General features: G+C 68.3%; 20 protein-coding genes and 2 tRNA genes. 13 read left to right on the top strand and 9 right to left on the bottom strand.

The window, feature by feature from the left end; translation table 11 throughout:
• Window positions 1–8 precede the first annotated feature (8 nt).
• From OU996_RS04930 to OU996_RS04905, 6 genes are all read left to right on the top strand, one after another.
• A complete protein-coding gene (locus OU996_RS04930) occupies window positions 9–1,493 on the top strand; it encodes an aldehyde dehydrogenase (RefSeq protein WP_267584533.1) in 1,485 nt (494 codons plus the stop codon).
• 7 nt (window positions 1,494–1,500) lie between these two features.
• Entirely contained in the window at window positions 1,501–1,815 is a 315-nt protein-coding gene (locus OU996_RS04925) for an NIPSNAP family protein (RefSeq protein ID WP_267584532.1), read from the top strand.
• Between the two features lie 448 nt (window positions 1,816–2,263).
• Entirely contained in the window at window positions 2,264–3,223 is a 960-nt protein-coding gene (locus tag OU996_RS04920) for an ABC transporter substrate-binding protein (protein ID WP_267585597.1), read from the top strand.
• Between the two features lie 229 nt (window positions 3,224–3,452).
• Window positions 3,453–4,331: an ABC transporter permease gene (locus OU996_RS04915; protein WP_267584531.1), complete on the top strand. Its 879-nt coding sequence runs from the start codon at window positions 3,453–3,455 to the stop codon at window positions 4,329–4,331.
• 4 nt (window positions 4,332–4,335) lie between these two features.
• Window positions 4,336–5,136 (top strand): ABC transporter permease, encoded by an 801-nt coding sequence (locus tag OU996_RS04910; RefSeq protein ID WP_267584530.1) that lies wholly within the window; start codon window positions 4,336–4,338, stop codon window positions 5,134–5,136.
• A complete protein-coding gene (locus OU996_RS04905; protein WP_267584529.1) occupies window positions 5,133–6,206 on the top strand; it encodes an ABC transporter ATP-binding protein in 1,074 nt (357 codons plus the stop codon). The genes OU996_RS04910 and OU996_RS04905 overlap by 4 nt, the downstream gene beginning before the upstream one ends.
• Window positions 6,207–6,258: 52 nt before the next feature.
• Here OU996_RS04905 and OU996_RS04900 read toward each other — a convergent pair.
• The 3 genes from OU996_RS04900 to OU996_RS04890 all read right to left on the bottom strand — a co-directional run bounded on the left by OU996_RS04900 (window position 6,259) and on the right by OU996_RS04890 (window position 7,207).
• Window positions 6,259–6,345 (bottom strand) — tRNA-Leu (locus OU996_RS04900).
• 71 nt (window positions 6,346–6,416) lie between these two features.
• Entirely contained in the window at window positions 6,417–6,884 is a 468-nt protein-coding gene (locus tag OU996_RS04895) for a hypothetical protein (protein WP_267584528.1), read from the bottom strand.
• 41 nt (window positions 6,885–6,925) lie between these two features.
• Entirely contained in the window at window positions 6,926–7,207 is a 282-nt protein-coding gene (locus OU996_RS04890; protein WP_267584527.1) for a hypothetical protein, read from the bottom strand.
• A gap of 166 nt (window positions 7,208–7,373) precedes the next feature.
• Here OU996_RS04890 and OU996_RS04885 point away from each other — a divergent pair, with 166 nt between their 5' ends.
• On the top strand, window positions 7,374–8,294 hold the full coding sequence (locus OU996_RS04885) for a diguanylate cyclase domain-containing protein (RefSeq protein WP_267584526.1): 921 nt from the start codon (window positions 7,374–7,376) through the stop codon (window positions 8,292–8,294).
• 112 nt (window positions 8,295–8,406) lie between these two features.
• On the top strand, window positions 8,407–8,751 hold the full coding sequence (locus tag OU996_RS04880; RefSeq protein WP_267584525.1) for a hypothetical protein: 345 nt from the start codon (window positions 8,407–8,409) through the stop codon (window positions 8,749–8,751).
• A gap of 109 nt (window positions 8,752–8,860) precedes the next feature.
• Here the strand turns inward: OU996_RS04880 and OU996_RS04875 are convergent.
• Both OU996_RS04875 and htpX read right to left on the bottom strand, forming a co-directional pair.
• Window positions 8,861–8,936, bottom strand: a tRNA-Thr gene (locus OU996_RS04875).
• 136 nt (window positions 8,937–9,072) lie between these two features.
• On the bottom strand, window positions 9,073–10,071 hold the full coding sequence (gene htpX / locus OU996_RS04870; protein ID WP_267584524.1) for a zinc metalloprotease HtpX: 999 nt from the start codon (window positions 10,069–10,071) through the stop codon (window positions 9,073–9,075).
• 168 nt (window positions 10,072–10,239) lie between these two features.
• Here htpX and OU996_RS04865 point away from each other — a divergent pair, with 168 nt between their 5' ends.
• Window positions 10,240–10,464 (top strand): DUF1674 domain-containing protein, encoded by a 225-nt coding sequence (locus OU996_RS04865; RefSeq protein WP_267584523.1) that lies wholly within the window; start codon window positions 10,240–10,242, stop codon window positions 10,462–10,464.
• Window positions 10,465–10,483: 19 nt separating this feature from the next.
• Here the strand turns inward: OU996_RS04865 and arfB are convergent, their stop codons facing one another.
• The 3 genes from arfB to OU996_RS04850 form a co-directional block, all read right to left on the bottom strand.
• Window positions 10,484–10,915: an alternative ribosome rescue aminoacyl-tRNA hydrolase ArfB gene (gene arfB / locus OU996_RS04860; protein WP_267584522.1), complete on the bottom strand. Its 432-nt coding sequence runs from the start codon at window positions 10,913–10,915 to the stop codon at window positions 10,484–10,486.
• Window positions 10,916–10,935: 20 nt separating this feature from the next.
• Complete coding sequence (locus tag OU996_RS04855) at window positions 10,936–11,427, bottom strand: cyclic nucleotide-binding domain-containing protein (protein ID WP_267584521.1); 492 nt, start codon at window positions 11,425–11,427, stop codon at window positions 10,936–10,938.
• 69 nt (window positions 11,428–11,496) lie between these two features.
• Window positions 11,497–12,183, bottom strand: coding sequence for a response regulator transcription factor (locus OU996_RS04850; RefSeq protein ID WP_267584520.1), 687 nt, complete (start codon window positions 12,181–12,183; stop codon window positions 11,497–11,499).
• 181 nt (window positions 12,184–12,364) lie between these two features.
• Here OU996_RS04850 and OU996_RS04845 point away from each other — a divergent pair, with 181 nt between their 5' ends.
• On the top strand, window positions 12,365–12,931 hold the full coding sequence (locus OU996_RS04845) for a L,D-transpeptidase family protein (protein WP_267584519.1): 567 nt from the start codon (window positions 12,365–12,367) through the stop codon (window positions 12,929–12,931).
• Between the two features lie 3 nt (window positions 12,932–12,934).
• On the opposite strand, the gene OU996_RS04840 is transcribed toward OU996_RS04845, so the two are convergent.
• Window positions 12,935–13,615 (bottom strand): YggS family pyridoxal phosphate-dependent enzyme, encoded by a 681-nt coding sequence (locus tag OU996_RS04840; protein WP_267584518.1) that lies wholly within the window; start codon window positions 13,613–13,615, stop codon window positions 12,935–12,937.
• A 155-nt stretch (window positions 13,616–13,770) separates the two neighbouring features.
• On the opposite strand from OU996_RS04840, the gene OU996_RS04835 reads away from it, so the two are divergent.
• From OU996_RS04835 to OU996_RS04825, 3 genes are all read left to right on the top strand, one after another.
• Window positions 13,771–15,558, top strand: coding sequence for a sensor domain-containing diguanylate cyclase (locus OU996_RS04835; protein ID WP_267584517.1), 1,788 nt, complete (start codon window positions 13,771–13,773; stop codon window positions 15,556–15,558).
• Window positions 15,559–15,676: 118 nt separating this feature from the next.
• Complete coding sequence (leuS, locus tag OU996_RS04830) at window positions 15,677–18,289, top strand: leucine--tRNA ligase (protein ID WP_267584516.1); 2,613 nt, start codon at window positions 15,677–15,679, stop codon at window positions 18,287–18,289.
• Window positions 18,276–18,851, top strand: coding sequence for an LPS assembly lipoprotein LptE (locus OU996_RS04825; protein WP_267584515.1), 576 nt, complete (start codon window positions 18,276–18,278; stop codon window positions 18,849–18,851). The genes leuS and OU996_RS04825 overlap by 14 nt, the downstream gene beginning before the upstream one ends.
• Window position 18,852: the final 1 nt, after the last annotated feature.

Here is an 18,852-nt window from a genome sequence, read left to right as displayed (position 1 = left end):
AAGCCCCGATGACCCCCGCCCTGCGCGACGATTTCCGGCTCTATATTGACGGCGCCTTCGTGCCGGGCGGGGCGAGTTTCGAGAGCCTTGACCCGGCGACCGGCCAGCCCTGGGCGGTGATGCCGGCCGCGACGAGCGCCGACGTGAACCGTGCCGTCGAGGCCGCCCACCGGGCGTTCGAGGCGCCGGCATGGGCGAACCTCACCGCCACACAGCGCGGCAAGCTGCTCATCAAGCTCGGCGACCTCGTGGCCGCCCATGCGCAGGAACTAGCCGAGCTTGAGACCCGCGACACCGGCAAGATCATCCGCGAGACGCGGGCGCAGATCGGCTATGTCGCGGAGTACTACCGCTATTTCGGCGGCCTCGCCGACAAGGTGGAAGGCGCGCATCTGCCCGTCGACAAGCCGGACATGGAAGCCTGGCTGCGCCGCGAGCCGATCGGCGTCGTCGCCGCCGTGGTGCCGTGGAACTCGCAGCTTTTCCTCTCCGCCGTGAAGCTCGGCCCGGCGCTGGCGGCGGGTTGCACCGTCGTGCTGAAGGCGTCCGAGGAAGGCCCCGCGCCGCTGCTCGCCTTCGCCCGGCTGGTGCATGAGGCGGGCTTCCCGCCCGGCGTCGTCAACATAATCACCGGCTTCGGCGAGGAATGCGGGCGAACGCTCACCGCCCATAAGCTCGTCTCGCGCGTCGCCTTCACCGGCGGGCCCTCCACCGCCCGCCATGTGGTGCGCAACACGGCGGAGAACCTCGCTTTTACGACGCTGGAACTCGGCGGCAAGTCGCCGGTGCTGGTGTTCGCCGATGCCGATCTGGAGAGCGCGGCCAATGCCGTGGTGGCCGGCATCTTCGCCGCCTCCGGCCAGAGCTGCGTCGCCGGCTCGCGGCTGTTCGTCGAGGAGAGCGTGCGCGACAAGCTCATCGCCATCCTTACCGAGAAAGCCCGCCGCATCCGCATCGGCGACCCGCAGGATCCCGCGACCGAAATGGGCCCGCTGGCCACCGCGCGCCAGCTCGCGCATATCGAGGAAGTCGTCGCCGCGAGCCTTGCGGCGGGGGCGACCCTCGTCACCGGCGGCACCCGCGCGGACGGGTTCTTAGCCGGCAATTATTACGCGCCCACCATCCTCGCCTGCGCCGGCAATGAAGTGCCCTGCGCGGCGCAGGAGCTGTTCGGCCCGGTGCTCAGCGTCATCGGCTTCACCGATGAGGCGGACGCCATCGCGAAAGCCAATGACAGCCCGTTCGGCCTCGCCTCCGGTGTCTTCACCCGCGATCTTACCCGCGCCCACCGGCTGATCCGCAAGCTGCGGGCCGGCATCGTCTGGGTGAACACCTACCGCGCCGTCTCCCCCATCGTGCCCTTTGGCGGCTATGGCCAGTCGGGCCTCGGGCGCGAGGGCGGGGCGGAATCGATCCGCGATTACACCCGCACCAAGTCGGTCTGGCTGCGCACCTCCGACGCGCCGATCGACGATCCCTTCGTCATGCGTTGAGGCTTCCATGCTCTATGAGATGCGCACCTACCGGCTGAAGACGGGCGCAGTGCCGGCCTATGTGAAGCTGGTCGCGGACGAAGGCATCGCCCTGCAGAAAAGCTATCTCGGCAACCTCGTCGGCTATTTCACCAGCGAGATCGGCCCGCTCAACGAGATCGTCCATATCTGGGCCTATGCGAGCCTGGATGACCGCGCGGCGCGCCGCGCGCGGCTGAATGCCGATCCCGCTTGGCAGGTCTTCCTGCCGAAGATCCAGGCGCTGATCGAAACCATGGAGAACAAGATTCTCCTGCCGACACCTTTCTCGCCGCTCGACTGAGCCGCGCGGCCCCCACGGCGCCGGGCCCAGATCCGCGATTGGAGCTCGACGATGACGTCAGGGAAAGATCCGGCGATGAATAGAAGGCAGTCGGGATGCCGTGCGGAAAGCGCAAGCTCACCTTCCGTCAGTTATAATTTTGATATTGATAAATATATTCGAGTGATATCAAATTTCGATGTCGACATTGCTGCGGCTTTACAGCCGCCTTCCTCCGCCCGGGGCACACCTCCGGACGGCAAAGTCTTTCGACGCCTTCCGACCAGAAAAATCATCGGTGACCGAGGACAGGCGGACGCTCACGAAAGCGCTGCGTGTTGCCGGCATCGGCCTGCAACCACAGGGGAACACCATGACGTCATCGCGTAAACCGCACAACCACGCGTCCCGCCGCCTGCTCGGCCTCGCCGCCACCGCGATCGCGGTCGGCCTGGGACTTGGCGTGGCCATGGCCGCCTCCGGCTCCATCGTCTTCACGAGTTGGGGCGGCACCACGCAGGACGCCCAGAAGAAGTTCTGGGCGGAACCCTTCACCAAGGCCAGCGGCATCGCCGTGAAGATGGACGGGCCCACCGACTACGGCAAGCTGAAGGCCATGGTCGACAGCGGCAATGTCTCCTGGGACGTGGTCGACGTCGAAGCCGATTTTGCCGCCGTGGCGGCGAAGGAGGGCCTGCTGGAGCCGATCGACTTCTCCATCGTCAAGCGCGCCGAGCTGGATCCCCGTTTCGTCACCGACCATGCGGTGGGCAGCTTCTACTATTCCTTCGTGCTCGGCTTCGCGCCCGATGCCTTCGGCGGCAAGACCCCGAAGAGCTGGGCAGACCTGTTCGACACCAAGACCTTCCCGGGCAAGCGCACCTTCTACAAATGGTCGGCGCCGGGTGTGCTCGAAATCGCCCTGCTGGCCGACGGCGTGCCGGCCGACAAGCTCTACCCGCTCGATCTCGACCGCGCCTTCAAGAAGCTCGACAGCATCAAGAAGGACATCGTGTGGTGGGGTTCGGGTGCCCAGTCGCAGCAGCTCCTCGCCTCCGGTGAGGCGCCGCTCGGCATGTTCTGGAACGGGCGCCTGTTCGCCCTCGAAAAGGGCGGCACCAAGGTCGGCGTCTCCTGGGAACAGAACCTGACCGCCGCCGACATGCTGGTGGTGCCGAAGGGCTCGAAGAACAAGGAGGCCGCGATGAAGTTCATCGCCGAGGCGAGCAGCGCCAAGGCGCAGGCCAACTTCGACGCCGATACCGGCTTCGCCCCGATCAACACCGGTGCTGCCGCGCTGATGCCGAAGGAGATCGCCGCTACCCTGCCGGACAAGCACACGGCGTCGCAGATCAATCTCGACATGGGCTACTGGGCCGCCCATCGCGACGAGATCGGCAAGCGCTGGTACGCGTGGCAGGCGCAGTGATCTGGCAGGCGCAGTGACCCGCCACACGCAGTGATCTGCCAGGCGCCGGAAGCGGCGCCCCCGAGAGACGTGATCGGCGACCGGCCCCGCCCAAGGCGGAGCCGGTCCTCATGCCCGGAACGGTCCTGTCGCGACTGGTCTCACACGCCACCGCGCTGGCCACACTGGCCTGATCGTCCACCTGACTGCACTCATCGAACCGCCCCTGAGCGAGCCTGATCGAGCCCTGATGACCGTGACCGACCTGACGGCGACTGAGCGGCCTCATATTACCTCCACGACGCCTCGACGGCGCGGCCGGGGGCTCGTGCCCGTGCTGCCGGCGCTGGTTCTGGTGGCCGTCGTCTTCGTCATTCCCGTGCTGGCGCTGCTGCTGCGCAGCGTGCTGGAGCCGACGCCGGGGCTGCAGAACTACGCCGCCTTCTTCGCCTCCACGACCTATCTGAAGGTGCTCGGCAACACGTTTCTGGTCGCCGGCACGGTCACGGTCGTGACGGTTCTGCTTGGTTTTCCCGTGGCTTGGTTCCTGGCCATCGCGCCGAGCGTCTGGTCGCGGCTGCTCTTCGCCATCGTCATCCTGTCGATGTGGACCAACCTTCTGGCCCGCACCTATGCCTGGATGGTGCTGCTTCAGCGCACCGGCATCATCAACCGCACGCTGATGAATCTCGGCCTCATCTCCGAGCCGCTGCCGCTGATCAACAACCTCGTCGGTGTCACCATCGGCATGACCTATATCATGTTACCGTTCATGATCCTGCCGCTGCACGCCACGATCCGCGCCATGGACCCCGCCATCTTCCAGGCCGCCGCCTTGTGCGGGGCGAGCCGGTGGCAGGCCTTCACCCGCGTGATGCTGCCGCTCACCGCCTCCGGCATCGCCGCCGGGGCGCTGATGGTGTTCGTCATGTCGCTTGGGTATTTTATTACCCCCGCGCTGCTCGGCGGCACCGCCAATATGATGCTGGCGGAGTTGATCGCCCAGCTCGTGCAGTCGCTGCTCGATTGGGGGCTGGCGGGGGCGGCGGCGCTGGTGCTGCTCGTCATCACGCTGGCCATCTATATGATCCAGCTACGCTTTTTCGGCTTCGGCGAGACGAGGAGCTAGGCCCATGCTGCTCGATTTCGCCCGTCTCGGCGCCTGGCGCGTCGCCCTCATCCTGATTGCGGGGCTGGTCGGCGCCTATCTGCTGCTACCGATCCTGCTCATCGTCGCCCTGTCCTTCGGCTCCTCGCAATGGCTGCAATTCCCCCCGCCGGGCTGGACGCTGCGCTGGTATGAGGCGCTGTTCGACGATCCCGATTGGCTCGCCTCCTTCCTCACCAGCTTCCAGATCGCCGCCGTGGTGACAGTGCTCTCGGTGCTGATCGGGCTGATGGCCTCCTTCGGCCTCACCCGCGGCACCTTCCGCGGCCGCGCGGCGCTGCGCGCGCTGTTCCTCACGCCGATGATCCTGCCGGTGGTAGTGCTGGCGGTAGCATTATACGCCTTCTTCCTGCGCCTGCACCTCAACGGCACGTTTCTGGGTTTCGTCCTCGCCCATCTGGTGATCGCCCTACCCTTCTCCATCATCGCGATTTCCAATGCGCTGGAACGGTTTGACCGCGATATCGAGACCGCCGCCATCGTCTGCGGCGCGAGCCCATTGGAGGCGAAGATCCGCGTCACCCTGCCGGGCATCCGCCTCGGACTGATCAGCGCGGCGATCTTCTCCTTCCTCGCTTCCTGGGACGAGGTGGTGATCGCCATCTTCATGGCGAGCCCGGACCTGCAGACCCTGCCGGTGCGCATTTTCGGCACGCTGCGCCAGGACTTGTCCCCGGTGATCGCCGCCGTCTCGACGCTGCTGATCGCGCTCACCGCTGGCCTCATGGCGCTTGCCGCCTTTTTCCGCAAGGACGCCCGCTCATGACCTTTCTGGAAATCAATAATATTTCCAAGACGTTCGGTAACGTCACCGCCGTCAATGACGTCTCATTGGAGATCGCGCGCGGCGAGTTCGTCACCTTTCTCGGCCCGTCCGGCTCGGGCAAGAGCACGACGCTCTACATGATCGCCGGCTTCTTCGAGCCGACGCGCGGCGATGTGCGGCTGGAGGGGCGCAGCATCCTCGCTGAACCCTCGAACAAGCGGAACATCGGCATGGTGTTCCAGCGCTACACCCTGTTCCCGCACCTCACCGTGGCCGAGAATGTCGCCTTTCCCTTACGCGTGCGGCGCCGGCCGGCGGCGGAGATCGCCCGCAAGGTCGAGGAGATGCTGGCTCTGGTGCGGCTGGAAAACTTCGCCGGGCGCCTGCCCGCGCAGATGTCCGGCGGCCAGCAGCAGCGTGTCGCGCTCGCCCGCGCGCTCGCCTATGATCCGCCGCTGCTGCTGATGGACGAGCCGCTCTCGGCGCTGGACAAGAAGCTGCGCGAGGAGATCCAGGGCGAGATCCGCCGCATCCACCGCGAGACCGGCGTCACCATCCTCTATGTGACGCACGACCAAGAGGAGGCGCTGAGCCTCTCCGACCGCATCGCCCTGTTCAACCACGGCCGCATCGAGCAGATCGGCAAGGGCCGCGAGCTCTATGAGCAGCCGGAAAGCCGCTTCGTGGCTGGATTTGTCGGCCATTCCAATTTTCTGGAGGGCAAGCTCGCCGCCCGAGACGGCGGCCGAGCGGAGATCGTCTTCCCCGATGGCAGCCGCGTCGCCGGCCAGCCCCTGCACGGCACCCCGGCGCCCGGCCATGACGCGGCGCTGATGATCCGGCCGGACCGGCTGCGCTTCGCCGAGGCCGGCGCGCCGGGCATTGACGGCGTGCTGGCGGACGCCACCTTCATCGGCGAGACCTTCCATTTCACGGTGGCAACCGGCTGGGGCGCGAGCGTCAATCTGCGCCTGCCGGCCGCCAGCGCCGCACTGCCGCAGACGCCGGAAATCGGCGCGAGGGTGCGCCTCGCCTGGGACGCCACGGATGCGCGCCTGTTCGTCGATTGAGGAGAGAACAGGCCGCAGCCTGAGGGGGCGGCCATCCCTGATGTCGAAGGGATGGTGCGGGTGGTCGGACTCGAACCGACACTCTGTCACCAGAAACGGATTTTGAGTCCGCCGCGTCTACCGGTTCCGCCACACCCGCCAAAACCGGCGCGGACTATAGTCACCCGCGCCGCCGGAGCAAGCACCTTGCGCGACGGTATTTTAGAACCGTCAGGGCGCCGGCTTGCAGGTGCCGAAGGACGTCATGACCTTGTCGTTGGACACAATGGTCAGCGAAGCCCCCGCCTCCGACCGCGACAGCTGCATCACCCAGCCGACAAGCCCGTCCGTGCCCTGAAGCGTGATGTTGTCGCCCGCGCTGGAGGCGGTGATGATCTCGCTGATATGGGGCAAGCCGCTGTCGGAGACGCTGGCGATGATGCGCTTGGGGTAGTGCACCAGAAGCCGCGCCGGCAGGTCGACGGTGCCGAGTTCCTTGTCCGGCCCGCAGCCGGCCTGATCGCAGACGTAGACCTTGGTGAAGGTGCAGTCCGCCGGCGGCGGCAGGTCCGGCACGACCGGTTCGGTTGTCTCCGCCGGCGCGGCGGAGGTAGCCGGGGCGGCCGGTGCCTGCGCGAACGCGGCACCGGGCGCGAGCAGCGCCAGGGCGGCGAGTGCAGCGAGAGTGGGATGTCTCATGATGGGGCCCGTCGCATCAGCAGGAAAAGAACAGGTGGCGCTCAATAGACCGGCGTGCGGCAGGGCGGATAAGGCGGCGCGCCGCAATAGCCGGGACCATAGACCGGGGCGGGCCGATAAACCGGCGGCGGCGGCGGATAATAGGCCGGCGGCGGGGGCGGCGGCGCGTAATAGCGCGGCTGGGTCGCGGCTGTCACGGCGGAGCCAAGTATGGCGCCACCGACCAGCCCACCGATGAAGGCGCCGGTATTGTTGGCGCGGGCCGGCGGTGACGCGACCACCAGCGCAGGGGCCAGAACAGCCAGCGCCAAAGTGACTTTCACGAGCGAAACAATCCTGACCATGCCGACCTCTCACAGAGTTGGCGGACTATCGCGCACCGCCTGATTCGGCACAAGCGTTCGCAACGGTAACCCGCCATGGCCGGTCAAGCCTCGCTGGCCTATGATCGCGTGGGGCGGAACGCAATAGCAGTAGGGCAGGACGGCAATGATCGACAGGGTAAACCGGCCGACGATCGGGGTGCATGAGGACCTCCACCTCATCCTCGACGCGGTGCCGACCCCGCTTTCCTGGGCGACGATGCCGGATGGACGGATCCGCTTCGTCAACCGCGCCTTCACGAAGACCTTCGGCTATCACGAGGACGCCTTCGCCACCGTGGATGACTGGATCGAGGCCGCCTACCCGCAGGAAGATAAACGCGACCGGGCACGGATGCGCTGGCGCGAGATCTGGAATCCGGCCCAGCACGGCACCACCGAGGTTCCGCCAGAGGAGATCGAGGTCCGTTGCGCCAACGGCAAGACACTCACCGTGCAGCATCGCGGCATCCTGCTGCACGAAGCGGGCGTCGCCATCGCCACCTTCGAGGACATCTCGGCCCGCAAGCTGGCGGAGGATGCGTTGCGGCGCATCGCCTTTGAGGATCCTCTCACCGGCTTGCCAAACCGGCGCGCGCTTCAGGCGCGCTGGACCGAGGCAACGGCGCGGCAGCCCACGGACCTCACGCTGATGATACTCGATCTCGATCACTTCAAGCCGGTGAACGACCGGTTCGGCCATGAGACCGGCGACATGGTGCTCTCGCTGGTCGCGCGGCGGCTGGAAGGCGCAGCCGCGCCGGCTTTCGTGTGTCGGCTGGGCGGCGACGAATTCGCCATTCTCGTCGAGCACGAGGACGCGGCGGGCGACACCGAGCGGATCTGCGCGGCGATCGCGACCGCCTTTGCAGGCCCGTTCACCGTGGGTGAGGATACCACCCGGCTTGGCGCCGCCATTGGCATCAGCCGCTACCGGGCGGACGCCGACAACCTGTCCGACCTGCTCCGCCACGCCGACGAGGCACTGTACAGGCTCAAGCGCGCCGGCCGCTCCGGCCATGAATGGTACGCACCGCAGCTCGTCTGATATACCGGTGCGGTCCCGTCATTGCGGTGAGAGGGAACCGCTCGCCCACCTTCGACGTTGAGTATCCGGTCGGCAGAACCGTCTCTTGGGGACGGTATGTTGGGAGCATGATGTGAACAGACGTGGTTTCATGATGGGTCTGGCGGGCCTTGTCGGCACCGGCGCGACCCTTGGCTTCGCCTTGGCGCCCGCGCGGGCGACGCCACTGAGCCAGCTCAAGGATCTCGAGGCGCGGGCCCCGCTGCCCGACGCGGACATTCTGGATGTCGTCGCCGAGGCGCCTGACGGCACCCCGATCGATCAGGCCCAATGGGGTCCGCCCGGTCCGCCGCCGGGCCGTCGTCCGCCGGGCCCCCCGCCGGTCTACCGGCGCCCGCGGCGGCGGCGCCGGGTCTGCGGCTGGCGTCGTGACCGCTGGGGTCGCCGCTACCGCGACTGCTGGTATGTCCGGCGCTGATCGCTAGGCTGACGGCCTGTTCAGAAGGCGCGGATCGCTTCGGTCCGCGCCTTTTTCGCGCGCGGACGCAGCATCTCGCAGGCGTGGCCGTCGGATTGTCAGGGGGAGGTGGTGCCGCTTGTCAGACTCGAACTGACGACCTCCGCATTACGAATGCGATGCTCTACCAACTGAGCTAAAGCGGCGCGCGGCTTCTGATAGCCGCGAAGCCCCGCTTTTTCAAGCGCCGTGGCGACGAGCGGCCAGCTTCGCTCCAGCCTTGTCGCCCGCAGCGGCGCCGTTATGGGGAAAACCCCGCCGCCGGAAGCATCGCGGGAAGCCTCAACCCCAGGGCCGGCGTGGCGCGGAGCCCGACGAACGGCGCCCCCACGGTCCGCGCGCGGGGGTGCTGGGCTGCGCCCCGCCCCACGGGCCGCCGGGCGCCGCAGGGGAGGACGCCCCGGCGGCAGCGGCCGGCGCGAAACCACCGCCGCCCATCTGCTGCGCCAGCGCCTGCAAGGCGGCGATCCGGTTCTCGGTCGCCGGATGGGTGGAGAACAGATTGTCCATCCGCTCGCCCGACAGCGGGTTGATGATGAACATGTGCGCCGTCGCCGGGTTGTGCTCGGCCGGCATGTTCGGCACGCGGTGGGCGGCGTTGGCGATCTTGGCGAGCGCCGAAGCGAGCCAGAGCGGCTGGCCGCAGATCTCTGCGCCGATCCGGTCCGCCTCATATTCGCGCGAGCGCGACACCGCCATCTGCACCACCATCGCAGCGAGCGGGGCGAGGATCATCATGGCGATGGTGCCGATCACGCCGAACGGGCTGTTGTTGTTCTCGCGGTTACCCCCGAAGAACATGGCGAAGTTGGCGAGCATGGAGACGGCGCCGGCCAGCGTCGCGGTGATGGTCATGGTCAGCGTGTCGTAATGCTTGATGTGCGCCAGCTCATGCGCCATCACGCCCGCCACTTCCTCCCTCGATAGCGCGTCCAGCAGGCCGGTCGTCGCCGCCACCGCGGCGTTTTGCGGGTTGCGGCCGGTGGCGAAGGCATTGGGCTGCGGGTTGTCGATGATGTAGACGCGCGGCATGGGCAGCTGCGCGCGCGCCGCCAGCTCCTCCACCATGCCGTAGAACTCCGGCGCGCTGGTCCGGTCGACCTCGCGCGCGCCATACATGGAGAGCACCATGCGGTCGGAGTTCCAGTAGCTGAAAATGTTCATGCCGGCGGCGACCACCAGCGCGATCATCATGCCGCCACGCCCGCCGATCATGAAGCCGACGGCCATGAAGAGCGCGGTCATGCCGGCCAGCAGGATGGCGGTGCGGAAATAGTTCATCGGTTCCTCTCATGCGCCGCGCGCAAGCGGGTCCACCCCGCGCGACTTTCCCTATGAGGATGGGTAGCGATCATGGCGGGCGCAAGATCGCGTGAGGGCGCGGATGCCGCAGCGACAGGCGAGCGCCGGCGCTTGACGCCTCCCGCCTCGCGATGGTTCCAATGGGCCATGCCCGAGGACACAACCCCATCCCCGTCGCCGACCCTGTCGCCCACTGAAGCCGCGCCGCGCCGCGCGCTCTCGCCGGCCGCCGAGCGCGCGCTGGCGGAGGCCGCCGCCCGCCGCGCCGCGCAGGCGCCGCTGGAACTGCCGCGCGAGATCGACGGGCGCGAGGGCCCCGAGCCGGTGCGCTATGGCGATTGGGAGAACAAGGGCATCGCTTCGGATTTCTGAGGCGGCCTCAAACCGGGGTTCAGTCGTCCCCGCCCATGCTGGGCTTGTCGCGCCGCCCGGCCTTGATGCCGGAGCGCTTGGCCTTGCCTTCCAGCCGGCGCAGCTTCGAGCCGAGCGTGGGGCGGGTCGGCCGGCGGGTGATCGGCACCACCGCCGCCTCGCGGATCATCTCCACCAGGCGGGCGACGGCGTCCTCGCGGTTGCGCTCCTGCGTGCGGAAGCGCTGCGCCACGATCACGATCACCCCGTCATTGGTGAGCCGCCGCCCGGCGATGCGGGCGAGCCGCTCCTTCACCGCCTCCGGCAGCGAGCCGGAACTACGCATGTCGAAGCGGAGCTGGACGGCGGTCGACACCTTGTTGACGTTCTGCCCACCCGGCCCGGAGGCGCGGATGAAGCTCTCCTCCAGCTCGGACTCGTCGAGCGAAATGCGGGGCGTGACGAGGATCATCGACGGGCAGCGCTCATCGCTCAGCGCGGCCGGCGGGGCGCCGGCTCCAGCGCGTCGAGCCGCCGGCGCACGGCGTCGAGCTCGGCCAGCGTGCCCTGCACCCGGTCGGTCAGCGCCTGGGTGAGCCGCACCGCGACATCGGGATAGCCCTCGATGGTGCGCATGAAGATGACGCGGGGAATGCGCAGCACGGTCGAGGGCTCCACCGCGATTGCCGTCGCCGGGCGCTTGGTCTCGGTCAGCAGCGCCATTTCGCCGAGCAGCGCGCCGCGCCCGACCTGGATGGTCTGGCCGGGCCGCCGCGCGAGACTGGCGTCTTCCCGCGCCACACTCAACGTGCCGCTCGCCACCACGAAGGCGGCTTCGGCGAACTGGCCCTCGCGAAACAGGATTTCGCCCCGGTTCAGCGGCCGATTATCGGCGCTGATGGCAATCGCCCGCAAGGCATCGCGACCGAGCATGTTCAGCATCGGGACGGTCTCAAGCAGGGCGATGTCGTCCTCGATGGACATGCGGGCGCGTTCGACTCCGGCCAGACGATGAACTCGGTCCGGCGCGGCGAATCGCTCCGCCGCCCCGGCTCACGGCAGCAATTTGTAGCCGCCCGCCTCCGTGGCGAGCAGGTTGGGGTGGGACGGATCCTTCTCGATCTTCTGCCGCAGGCGGTAGATGTGGGTTTCCAGCGTGTGCGTGGTCACGCCGGAATTGTAGCCCCACACTTCCTGCAGCAGGATCTCGCGCGCCACCGGCTTCTTCCCCGCGCGGTAGAGATAGCGCAGGATCGCCGTCTCCTTTTCCGTGAGGCGGATCTTGGAGTTGCGCTCCGTCACCAGCATCTTCGCGCCCGGGCGGAAGGTGTACGGCCCGATGGTGAAGACCGCGTCCTCGCTCGCCTCATGCGAGCGCATCTGAGCGCGGATGCGGGCGAGCAGCACGGCGAAGCGGAAGGGCTTGGTGACGTAGTCGTTCGCCCCGGCTTCCAGCCCCATGATGGTGTCGCTGTCGGTATCGTGGCCGGTGAGCATGATGACCGGGGCCTTGAAGCCGCCCTGGCGCATCTTGCGCACCGCTTCGCGCCCGTCCATGTCCGGCAGGCCGACATCCATCAGCACCAGATCGATGCGGTTGGCCTCGACGGCATTGATCGCGCCCTGCGCGGTTTCCTCGGCAACGATCTCGAATTCGTCGTAGAGCGAGAGCTGTTCTACCAGCGCGTCCCGCAGATCCTTGTCGTCCTCGACCACCAGGACTCGATGCGCATTCGCCATGTCCGCTTCCCCGAACCTCTTGTTCGCGCCGCGCCGGCCGGCCAAGCTGGACCATACGGGCGGCGTCGGATGGATTGCCGTTCAGTCCCCGAGTAGGCAGGCCGGAGGCATTCGGCAAGAGTCGGTGGACCCCTGCCCCAGAGGGCAGCGGGCACGTGACGTGATCGTGAACGGAAATGGCGTGAATAAGAAGGCCCTTCGCCGCGAAAACCTGTCGAAATCCACCTCGAAGACGCGGGCGATACGCGTGGTGCCGCGTCCGGGAGCCCCGACGCGCGGCTGGCTGCTCGTCGGCGCCATCCGGATACCGGTCGCCCTCGGACGTAGCGGAATCCACGCGTTGAAGCGCGAGGGCGACGGCGTGACGCCCGCCGGCATTTGGCACGCGCGCGAGGTGCGCTACCGCGCCGATCACGGGATGCGCCCCTCGACCGCCCTGCCGGTGCGGCGGACCCGGCCGGAGGACGGCTGGTGCGACGACCCGGCCGACGGGCGCTATAATCGCCCCGTGCGCCTTCCCTTCGCCGCCTCGCATGAGGAGATGTGGCGCACCGACGGGCTCTATGACCTCGTAGTGGTGCTCGACCACAATGAGCGCCCACGCAAGACGCGCGGCGGTTCGGCGGTGTTCCTGCATCTCGCCCGGCCGGGATTCGAGCCCACCGCCGGCTGCGTCGCCTTCCGACGGAGGGATCTGCGCTGGCTGCTGGCGCGGATCACCCCGCGCACCGCGATCAAGGTCGGCTGAGGCTCAGCGCCCGCCGAAAATCGCGCTGCCCACCCGCACATGAGTCGCGCCCAGCATGATGGCGGTCTCGAAATCCCCGCTCATCCCCATGGAGAGCATATCGAGCCCGTTGCGCGCTGCGATCTTGGCGAGCAGGGCGAAATGCGGCGCAGCCGGCTCGTCGGCGGGCGGGATGCACATCAGCCCGCTGACCGTGAGCCCATGCTCCTCCCGGCAGGCGCCGATGAAGGCATCCGCCTCCTGCGGGGGGATGCCGGCCTTTTGCGGCTCCTCGCCAGTGTTCACCTGCACCAGCAGGCGCGGGGCGGGACGCTCCAGACGCGGCAGTTCCTTGGCCAATGCCTGCGCCAGCGAGGGCCGGTCCAGCGTATGGATCACGTCGAACAGGCCGAGCGCCTCGCGCACCTTGTTGGTCTGCAGTGGGCCGATCAGATGCAGCTCGATATCGGGCGTCGCCGCGCGCAGCGCCGGCCACTTCCCCTTCGCCTCCTGCACGCGGTTCTCGCCGAACAGGCGCTGGCCAGCTTCCAGCGCGGGAGCCATGTGCTCGGCGCCGAAGGTCTTGGAGACGGCGATCAGCTTCACGCTCTGCGGCGCACGCCCGGCATCGACGCAGGCCTGCGCGATCCGCGCCCGGACCTCGGCGAGCCGCGCCGTCACACCCGATGCCTGCCCGCTATCCATGCTGTCCTCCACGGCTGTCCGCCCGGAATGGGCAGCCGCGTCGCCCGTGTCAATACATACCCGCCCGACAACTCCCGCACGGCTTCCTTGTCCCGGCGCGGCAGTCGCCCTAGATTCCGTTATCCTCGGGACCGACTGCCGGACGTGACCTCATCGTGGACCAGCCACAGGACCGCGCCGCCTCTCCGGCGGAGCCGGCCCCTCTCTCCCCACCTGCCACGACGGCTGCACCGGCGCGCCGCCGCACGCGCTCGGTAAGCCTGCGGCTGCGCCTCGCCGCCATCGCGCTGGGCGCCATGCTGCTGGTGATTGCCGAGCGCACGGTCAGCATCGTCCAGCTCCACGCCGACAATCTCGCCGCCGCCGAGGGGCGCGTGCTCGACATGCTGGACCGCGGCATGGCCCGGTACGACCAGACGCTCACCTCGGCGCGGGCGGTGCTCGCCACCCTCTCCGCCGATCCCTGGCTGCTGCCGATCGACCTGCGGCGCTCGACCGATGACGACGAGCCGCCCGAGGGTTCGAGCTTTGGTGGCCAGAAGGACTGCGCGTTGCTGGAACGCGTCGTCCAGGTGGCGCCAATGCTGGAGGCGGTGGCCATCATCAATGCGAGCGGCATCGTCCGTTGCAGCAGCACCCAAGGCGGCGTCGGGCTCGACCTGTCCAGCCGCAGCTATTACCAGCTCGCGAGCCACGGGCTCTATTCGGTCGAGGCGGTGGAGCGCAACTATGTGATCGGCGCCCCGAGCGTGCTCGCCGCCCAGCCTGTCCAGGCAGCGGACGGTACGATGGCCGGCATGTTTCTCGGCCGCGTCGGCATGAGCGAGCTTTTTCCGCACAGCGTGCTCACCGATCTCGGCGTCGGCTCGCAGGCGATCGTGGTGAACCCGTCGGGCCGGGCGATGCTCACCTATCCCGAGGACGCGGCGCAGATCGGCGCGAACCTGATCGGCATGCCGGCGGTGGCGCGTGCTTTGTCCTCCACGCGCGGCACGCTGGTCGCCGACGGGCCGGACGGCGTGCGCCGCGTCTATGCCTATGCGCGGCTCGCCGAGACCAACATGCATCTCATCGTCGGCATGGATCAGGCGACCATCATGGGCCCGGTCGAGCAGGCGACCTGGCGCGCCGGCCTCGCCATGCTGGCCGTCAGCATGCTCATGCTCATCAGCCTGTGGCTCGCCGGCTCGCATCTCATCGTCCGCCCGGTGCAGGTGCTGGCCGAGCGGCTGATCCGCTTCGGCCGGGGCGAGCAGGACGAGACACGCAGCGACACCCGCATCGTCGAGCTCCAGCCGCTGGTCACCGCTTTCGAGGCGATGAGCGGCGAACTCACCCGCCGCGAGGGCGCGCTGCGCAACGCCAACCGCCGGCTCAACTCGCTGGCGAGCCTCGATCCGCTGACCGGCATCGCCAACCGGCGCAGCTTCGACACGGTGTTCGCGCTGCAATGGAACGCCCAGCAGCCGCTGGCGATCCTGCTCATCGATATCGACAGCTTCAAATCCTTCAACGACCGTTACGGCCACCGCGAGGGCGATGGCTGCATCCGCGCCGTCGCGCAATTGCTGGCGGGCGGGGTGCGCGCCACCGATGTCGCCGCCCGCATTGGCGGCGAGGAATTCGCGGTGCTGATGCCCGGCAGCGGGCTGGCGGCGGCCAGCGATCTCGCCGAGCGGCTGCGCGGCGCGGTGGAGAGCCTCGCCATCCCCCATGCCGGCCTGCCCGGCGGCTGGGTGACGGTCAGCGTCGGCGCGGCGGCCTGCACACCGGGGGCCGACCTCGCCCGCGCCGACCTGTTCGTCGCGGCGGACATGGCGCTCTACGAGGCCAAACATGGCGGCCGCAACCGGGTGCGGCTGGCGGAGAAGGTCGAGCCCGGCCTGGCGGCGCGCGCGCCGGGCAGCGCGCGGCGCGGCGGCGGACTTCGGCCGGGTAGCTGACGCGCCGGGCGGTTGACCCGGCGGCCCAGTTCGTGCCTAGTCCCCGGCCATCGGTTTCGCGCCGATCCGCCCCTTTCCCGAGCCTGCGCCCCTAAAGCCTGCCCCATAGAAGCCGATCATGAGCACCGAGCGTTACAATGCCCGCGAGGCCGAGCCCCGCTGGCAGAAGATCTGGGACGAACGCGGCATCTACCGCACCCGCAATGACGACCCGCGCCCCAAATATTACGTGCTCGAGATGTTCCCCTACCCGTCGGGGCGCATCCATATCGGCCATGGCCGCAACTATGTGATGGGCGACGTGGTGGCCCGCTTCAAGCGGATGAAGGGCTTCAACGTCCTGCATCCCATGGGGTGGGACGCTTTCGGCCTGCCGGCGGAGAACGCCGCGATCGAGCGCAACACTCATCCGGGCAAATGGACCTACGAGAACATCGCCACCATGCGCGAGCAGCTGAAGCTGCTCGGCCTGTCGCTCGACTGGTCGCGCGAGATCGCCACCTGCGATCCCGACTATTATGGCGAGCAGCAGCGCATCTTCCTGGAGTTCCTCGCGGGCGGCCATGTCTACCGCCGCGAAAGCGAGGTGAACTGGGATCCGGTCGACAACACCGTGCTGGCCAATGAGCAGGTGATCGACGGGCGCGGCTGGCGCTCGGGCGCGCTGGTCGAACGGCGCAAGCTCGCCCAGTGGTTCTTCCGCATCTCCGATGCCGCCGAGGAACTGCTCGCCGGGCTCGACACGCTGGAGCGCTGGCCCGACAAGGTGCGCCTCATGCAGCGCAACTGGATCGGCCGCTCGGAAGGCCTCCATGTCCGCTTCGTCATCGAAAACGCGCCGGAGGCTCTCTCGAAGGAGATCAAGGTCTACACGACCCGCCCGGACACGCTGTTCGGCGCCTCCTTCCTCGCCCTCTCGCCCGGCCATCCGCTGACCGAGCAGCTCGCCGCCGGCAATCCGGCGCTCGCTTCCTTCGTCGAGGAATGCCGGCGCGGCGGCACCTCGACCGCCGAGATCGAGACGCAGGAGAAGATGGGCTTCGACACCGGCCTCACCGTCGCTCACCCGCTGGGCGGGGCGCCGGTGCCGGTCTATGTCGCCAATTTCGTGCTGATGGAATACGGCACCGGCGCCATTTTCGGCTGCCCGGCGCATGACCAGCGCGACCATGACTTCGCCTCCAAATATGGCCTGCCGATCACCCCCGTCGTGCTGCCGCCGGGCACCGACCCGGCGCTGTTCTCGGTGGCGGACGCGCCCTATGACGGCGACGGCACGCTGTTCAATTCCGGCTTCCTCGACGGCCTCTCCGTGCCCGAGGCGAAGGAGAAGGTGGCGCTGAAGCTGGAGAACCGGATTCTTGGCAATGCGCCGGTGGGCGAGCGCGCGGTGAATTACCGCCTGCGCGACTGGGGCATTTCGCGCCAGCGCTACTGGGGCTGCCCGATCCCGATCATCCATTGCGACAGCTGCGGCCCGGTGCCGATGCCTGCCGACCAACTGCCCGTGCGCCTGCCGGAGGATGTGACCTTCGACCAGCCGGGCAACCCGCTCGACCGGCACCCGACCTGGAAGCACGTCGCCTGCCCGCATTGTGGTGAGCCGGCGCGGCGCGAGACGGACACGATGGACACCTTCGTGGATTCGTCCTGGTACTTCGCCCGCTTCGCGGCCGAGCCCGGCACGGCGCCCCTTCAGAAGGGCGCGGCCGACCACTGGCTGCCGGTCGACCAGTATATTGGCGGCATCGAGCACGCGATCCTGCACCTGCTCTATTCGCGCTTCTTCGTGCGCACGCTGAAGAAGATCGGCCGGGTCTCCATCGAAGAGCCCTTCGCCGGCCTGTTCACGCAGGGCATGATCGTCCACGAGACTTACAAGGACAGCGCCGGCAAGTGGCTGTTCCCCGAGGAAGTCGAGAAGCGGGCGGACGGCACGGCGGTGAAGGTCGGGACCGACGAGCCGGTCACGGTCGGCGCGCCCGAGAAGATGTCGAAGTCGAAGAAAAACGTGGTGCCGCCGGAGATCGTCGCCGACACCTATGGCGTCGACTGCGCCCGCTGGTTCATGCTCTCCGACACCCCGCCCGAGCGCGACAGCGAATGGACCAGCGCCGGCATCGAGGGCGCCTGGCGCTTCGTGCAGCGCATCTGGCGGCTCGTCGGCGACGCGGTCGAGCTCGCTGAGGGCGTCCGCGAGGCCACGCCGGAAAGTTTCGGCACCGAATCGGTGGCCCTGCGCCGCGCGTCGCACCGTCTGGCGGCGCTGGTCGCGGAGGATGTGGAGCGCCTGCGCTTCAACGTCGCCGTGGCCCGCGTGCACAGCTTCGCCAATGTGTTCGGCGATGGGATCGTCAGCGCCCGCAAGGGCGGCGTCACCCCGGATCTCGCTTTCGCCCTGCGCGAAGCCGCGGAATTCCTCGTGGCGGTGGTCGCCCCGATGGTGCCGCACCTGGCCGAGGAATGCTGGACGGTGCTCGGCCGCGACGGCCTCGCGGCGAGCGCCGGCTGGCCGGCGGTGGAGCCGGCCTTGCTGGTCGACGATACCGTTACGCTACCGATTCAAATCAACGGCAAGCGCCGGGGCGAGATCACCGTGCCCAAGGACGCCGCGCCGGCCGATGTCGAGAAGGCCGTTCTGGCGCTCGACCTCATCGCTCAAGCTCTCGACGGGCGCCCGCCGAAGCGTATCATCGTGGTTCCGCAGAGGATCGTGAATGTCGTCGCTTGACCGGACCCGCCTGCCCTCCCGCCGCCGCCTGCTGGGCCTTGCCTGTGCCGGTCTGCTCGCGCTCTCCACGGCCGGGTGCTTCCGGCCGATGTATGCCGAGGACACCGGCGACGGCAGCAAATTGGCCGACAAGTTCGGGCAGATCGAGATCGTGTTCGCGCCGGGCCGCGTGGGCAATGAGGTGCGCAACGACCTGATCTTCGACCTGACCGGCGGCGCCGGCAACCCGGCCGGGGCACCCTATCAGCTCATCCTCCAGGTCAATGACAGCTCGGTGGCGGCGGTGGTCGATCCCTATACCGGCCTGCCGGAAGTCGAGCTGATCTCGGTCGACGTCAACTGGCAGCTCATCGACACCACCAAGCCGGTGAAGGCGGGCGCCAAGCCCACGCCGGTCACCACGGGCACCGCCTTCGGCAAGGCCTCGATCGATTCCGGCTACCAGCGCTTCGCCCGCGAGCGGGCCCTGCGCGACGCGCAGAACCGCGCCTCCCGCGTCGCCGCCGAAATGATCCGCGGCCAGCTCGCTTCCTACTTCATCGCTCCGCCGCCGAAGAGCTGAC

This window comes from Ancylobacter sp. SL191 (genome assembly GCF_026625645.1).
Classification (GTDB): domain Bacteria; phylum Pseudomonadota; class Alphaproteobacteria; order Rhizobiales; family Xanthobacteraceae; genus Ancylobacter.
The sequence above is the reverse complement of the archived record's forward strand: the minus strand, read 5'-3'. Positions and strand labels throughout refer to the sequence as shown.

Excerpts from the sequence above, each read along its gene's own strand:
- OU996_RS04930 (WP_267584533.1), top strand. The coding sequence starts at position 9 with ATGACCCCCGCCCTGCGCGACGATTTCCGGCTCTATATTGACGGCGCC.
- OU996_RS04925 (WP_267584532.1), top strand. The coding sequence starts at position 1,501 with ATGCTCTATGAGATGCGCACCTACCGGCTGAAGACGGGCGCAGTGCCG.
- OU996_RS04920 (WP_267585597.1), top strand. The coding sequence starts at position 2,264 with ATGGCCGCCTCCGGCTCCATCGTCTTCACGAGTTGGGGCGGCACCACG.
- OU996_RS04915 (WP_267584531.1), top strand. The coding sequence starts at position 3,453 with ATGACCGTGACCGACCTGACGGCGACTGAGCGGCCTCATATTACCTCC.
- OU996_RS04910 (WP_267584530.1), top strand. The coding sequence starts at position 4,336 with ATGCTGCTCGATTTCGCCCGTCTCGGCGCCTGGCGCGTCGCCCTCATC.
- OU996_RS04905 (WP_267584529.1), top strand. The coding sequence starts at position 5,133 with ATGACCTTTCTGGAAATCAATAATATTTCCAAGACGTTCGGTAACGTC.
- OU996_RS04895 (WP_267584528.1), bottom strand. The coding sequence starts at position 6,884 with ATGAGACATCCCACTCTCGCTGCACTCGCCGCCCTGGCGCTGCTCGCG.
- OU996_RS04885 (WP_267584526.1), top strand. The coding sequence starts at position 7,374 with ATGATCGACAGGGTAAACCGGCCGACGATCGGGGTGCATGAGGACCTC.
- htpX (WP_267584524.1), bottom strand. The coding sequence starts at position 10,071 with ATGAACTATTTCCGCACCGCCATCCTGCTGGCCGGCATGACCGCGCTC.
- OU996_RS04865 (WP_267584523.1), top strand. The coding sequence starts at position 10,240 with ATGCCCGAGGACACAACCCCATCCCCGTCGCCGACCCTGTCGCCCACT.
- arfB (WP_267584522.1), bottom strand. The coding sequence starts at position 10,915 with ATGATCCTCGTCACGCCCCGCATTTCGCTCGACGAGTCCGAGCTGGAG.
- OU996_RS04855 (WP_267584521.1), bottom strand. The coding sequence starts at position 11,427 with ATGTCCATCGAGGACGACATCGCCCTGCTTGAGACCGTCCCGATGCTG.
- OU996_RS04850 (WP_267584520.1), bottom strand. The coding sequence starts at position 12,183 with ATGGCGAATGCGCATCGAGTCCTGGTGGTCGAGGACGACAAGGATCTG.
- OU996_RS04840 (WP_267584518.1), bottom strand. The coding sequence starts at position 13,615 with ATGGATAGCGGGCAGGCATCGGGTGTGACGGCGCGGCTCGCCGAGGTC.
- leuS (WP_267584516.1), top strand. The coding sequence starts at position 15,677 with ATGAGCACCGAGCGTTACAATGCCCGCGAGGCCGAGCCCCGCTGGCAG.
- OU996_RS04825 (WP_267584515.1), top strand. The coding sequence starts at position 18,276 with ATGTCGTCGCTTGACCGGACCCGCCTGCCCTCCCGCCGCCGCCTGCTG.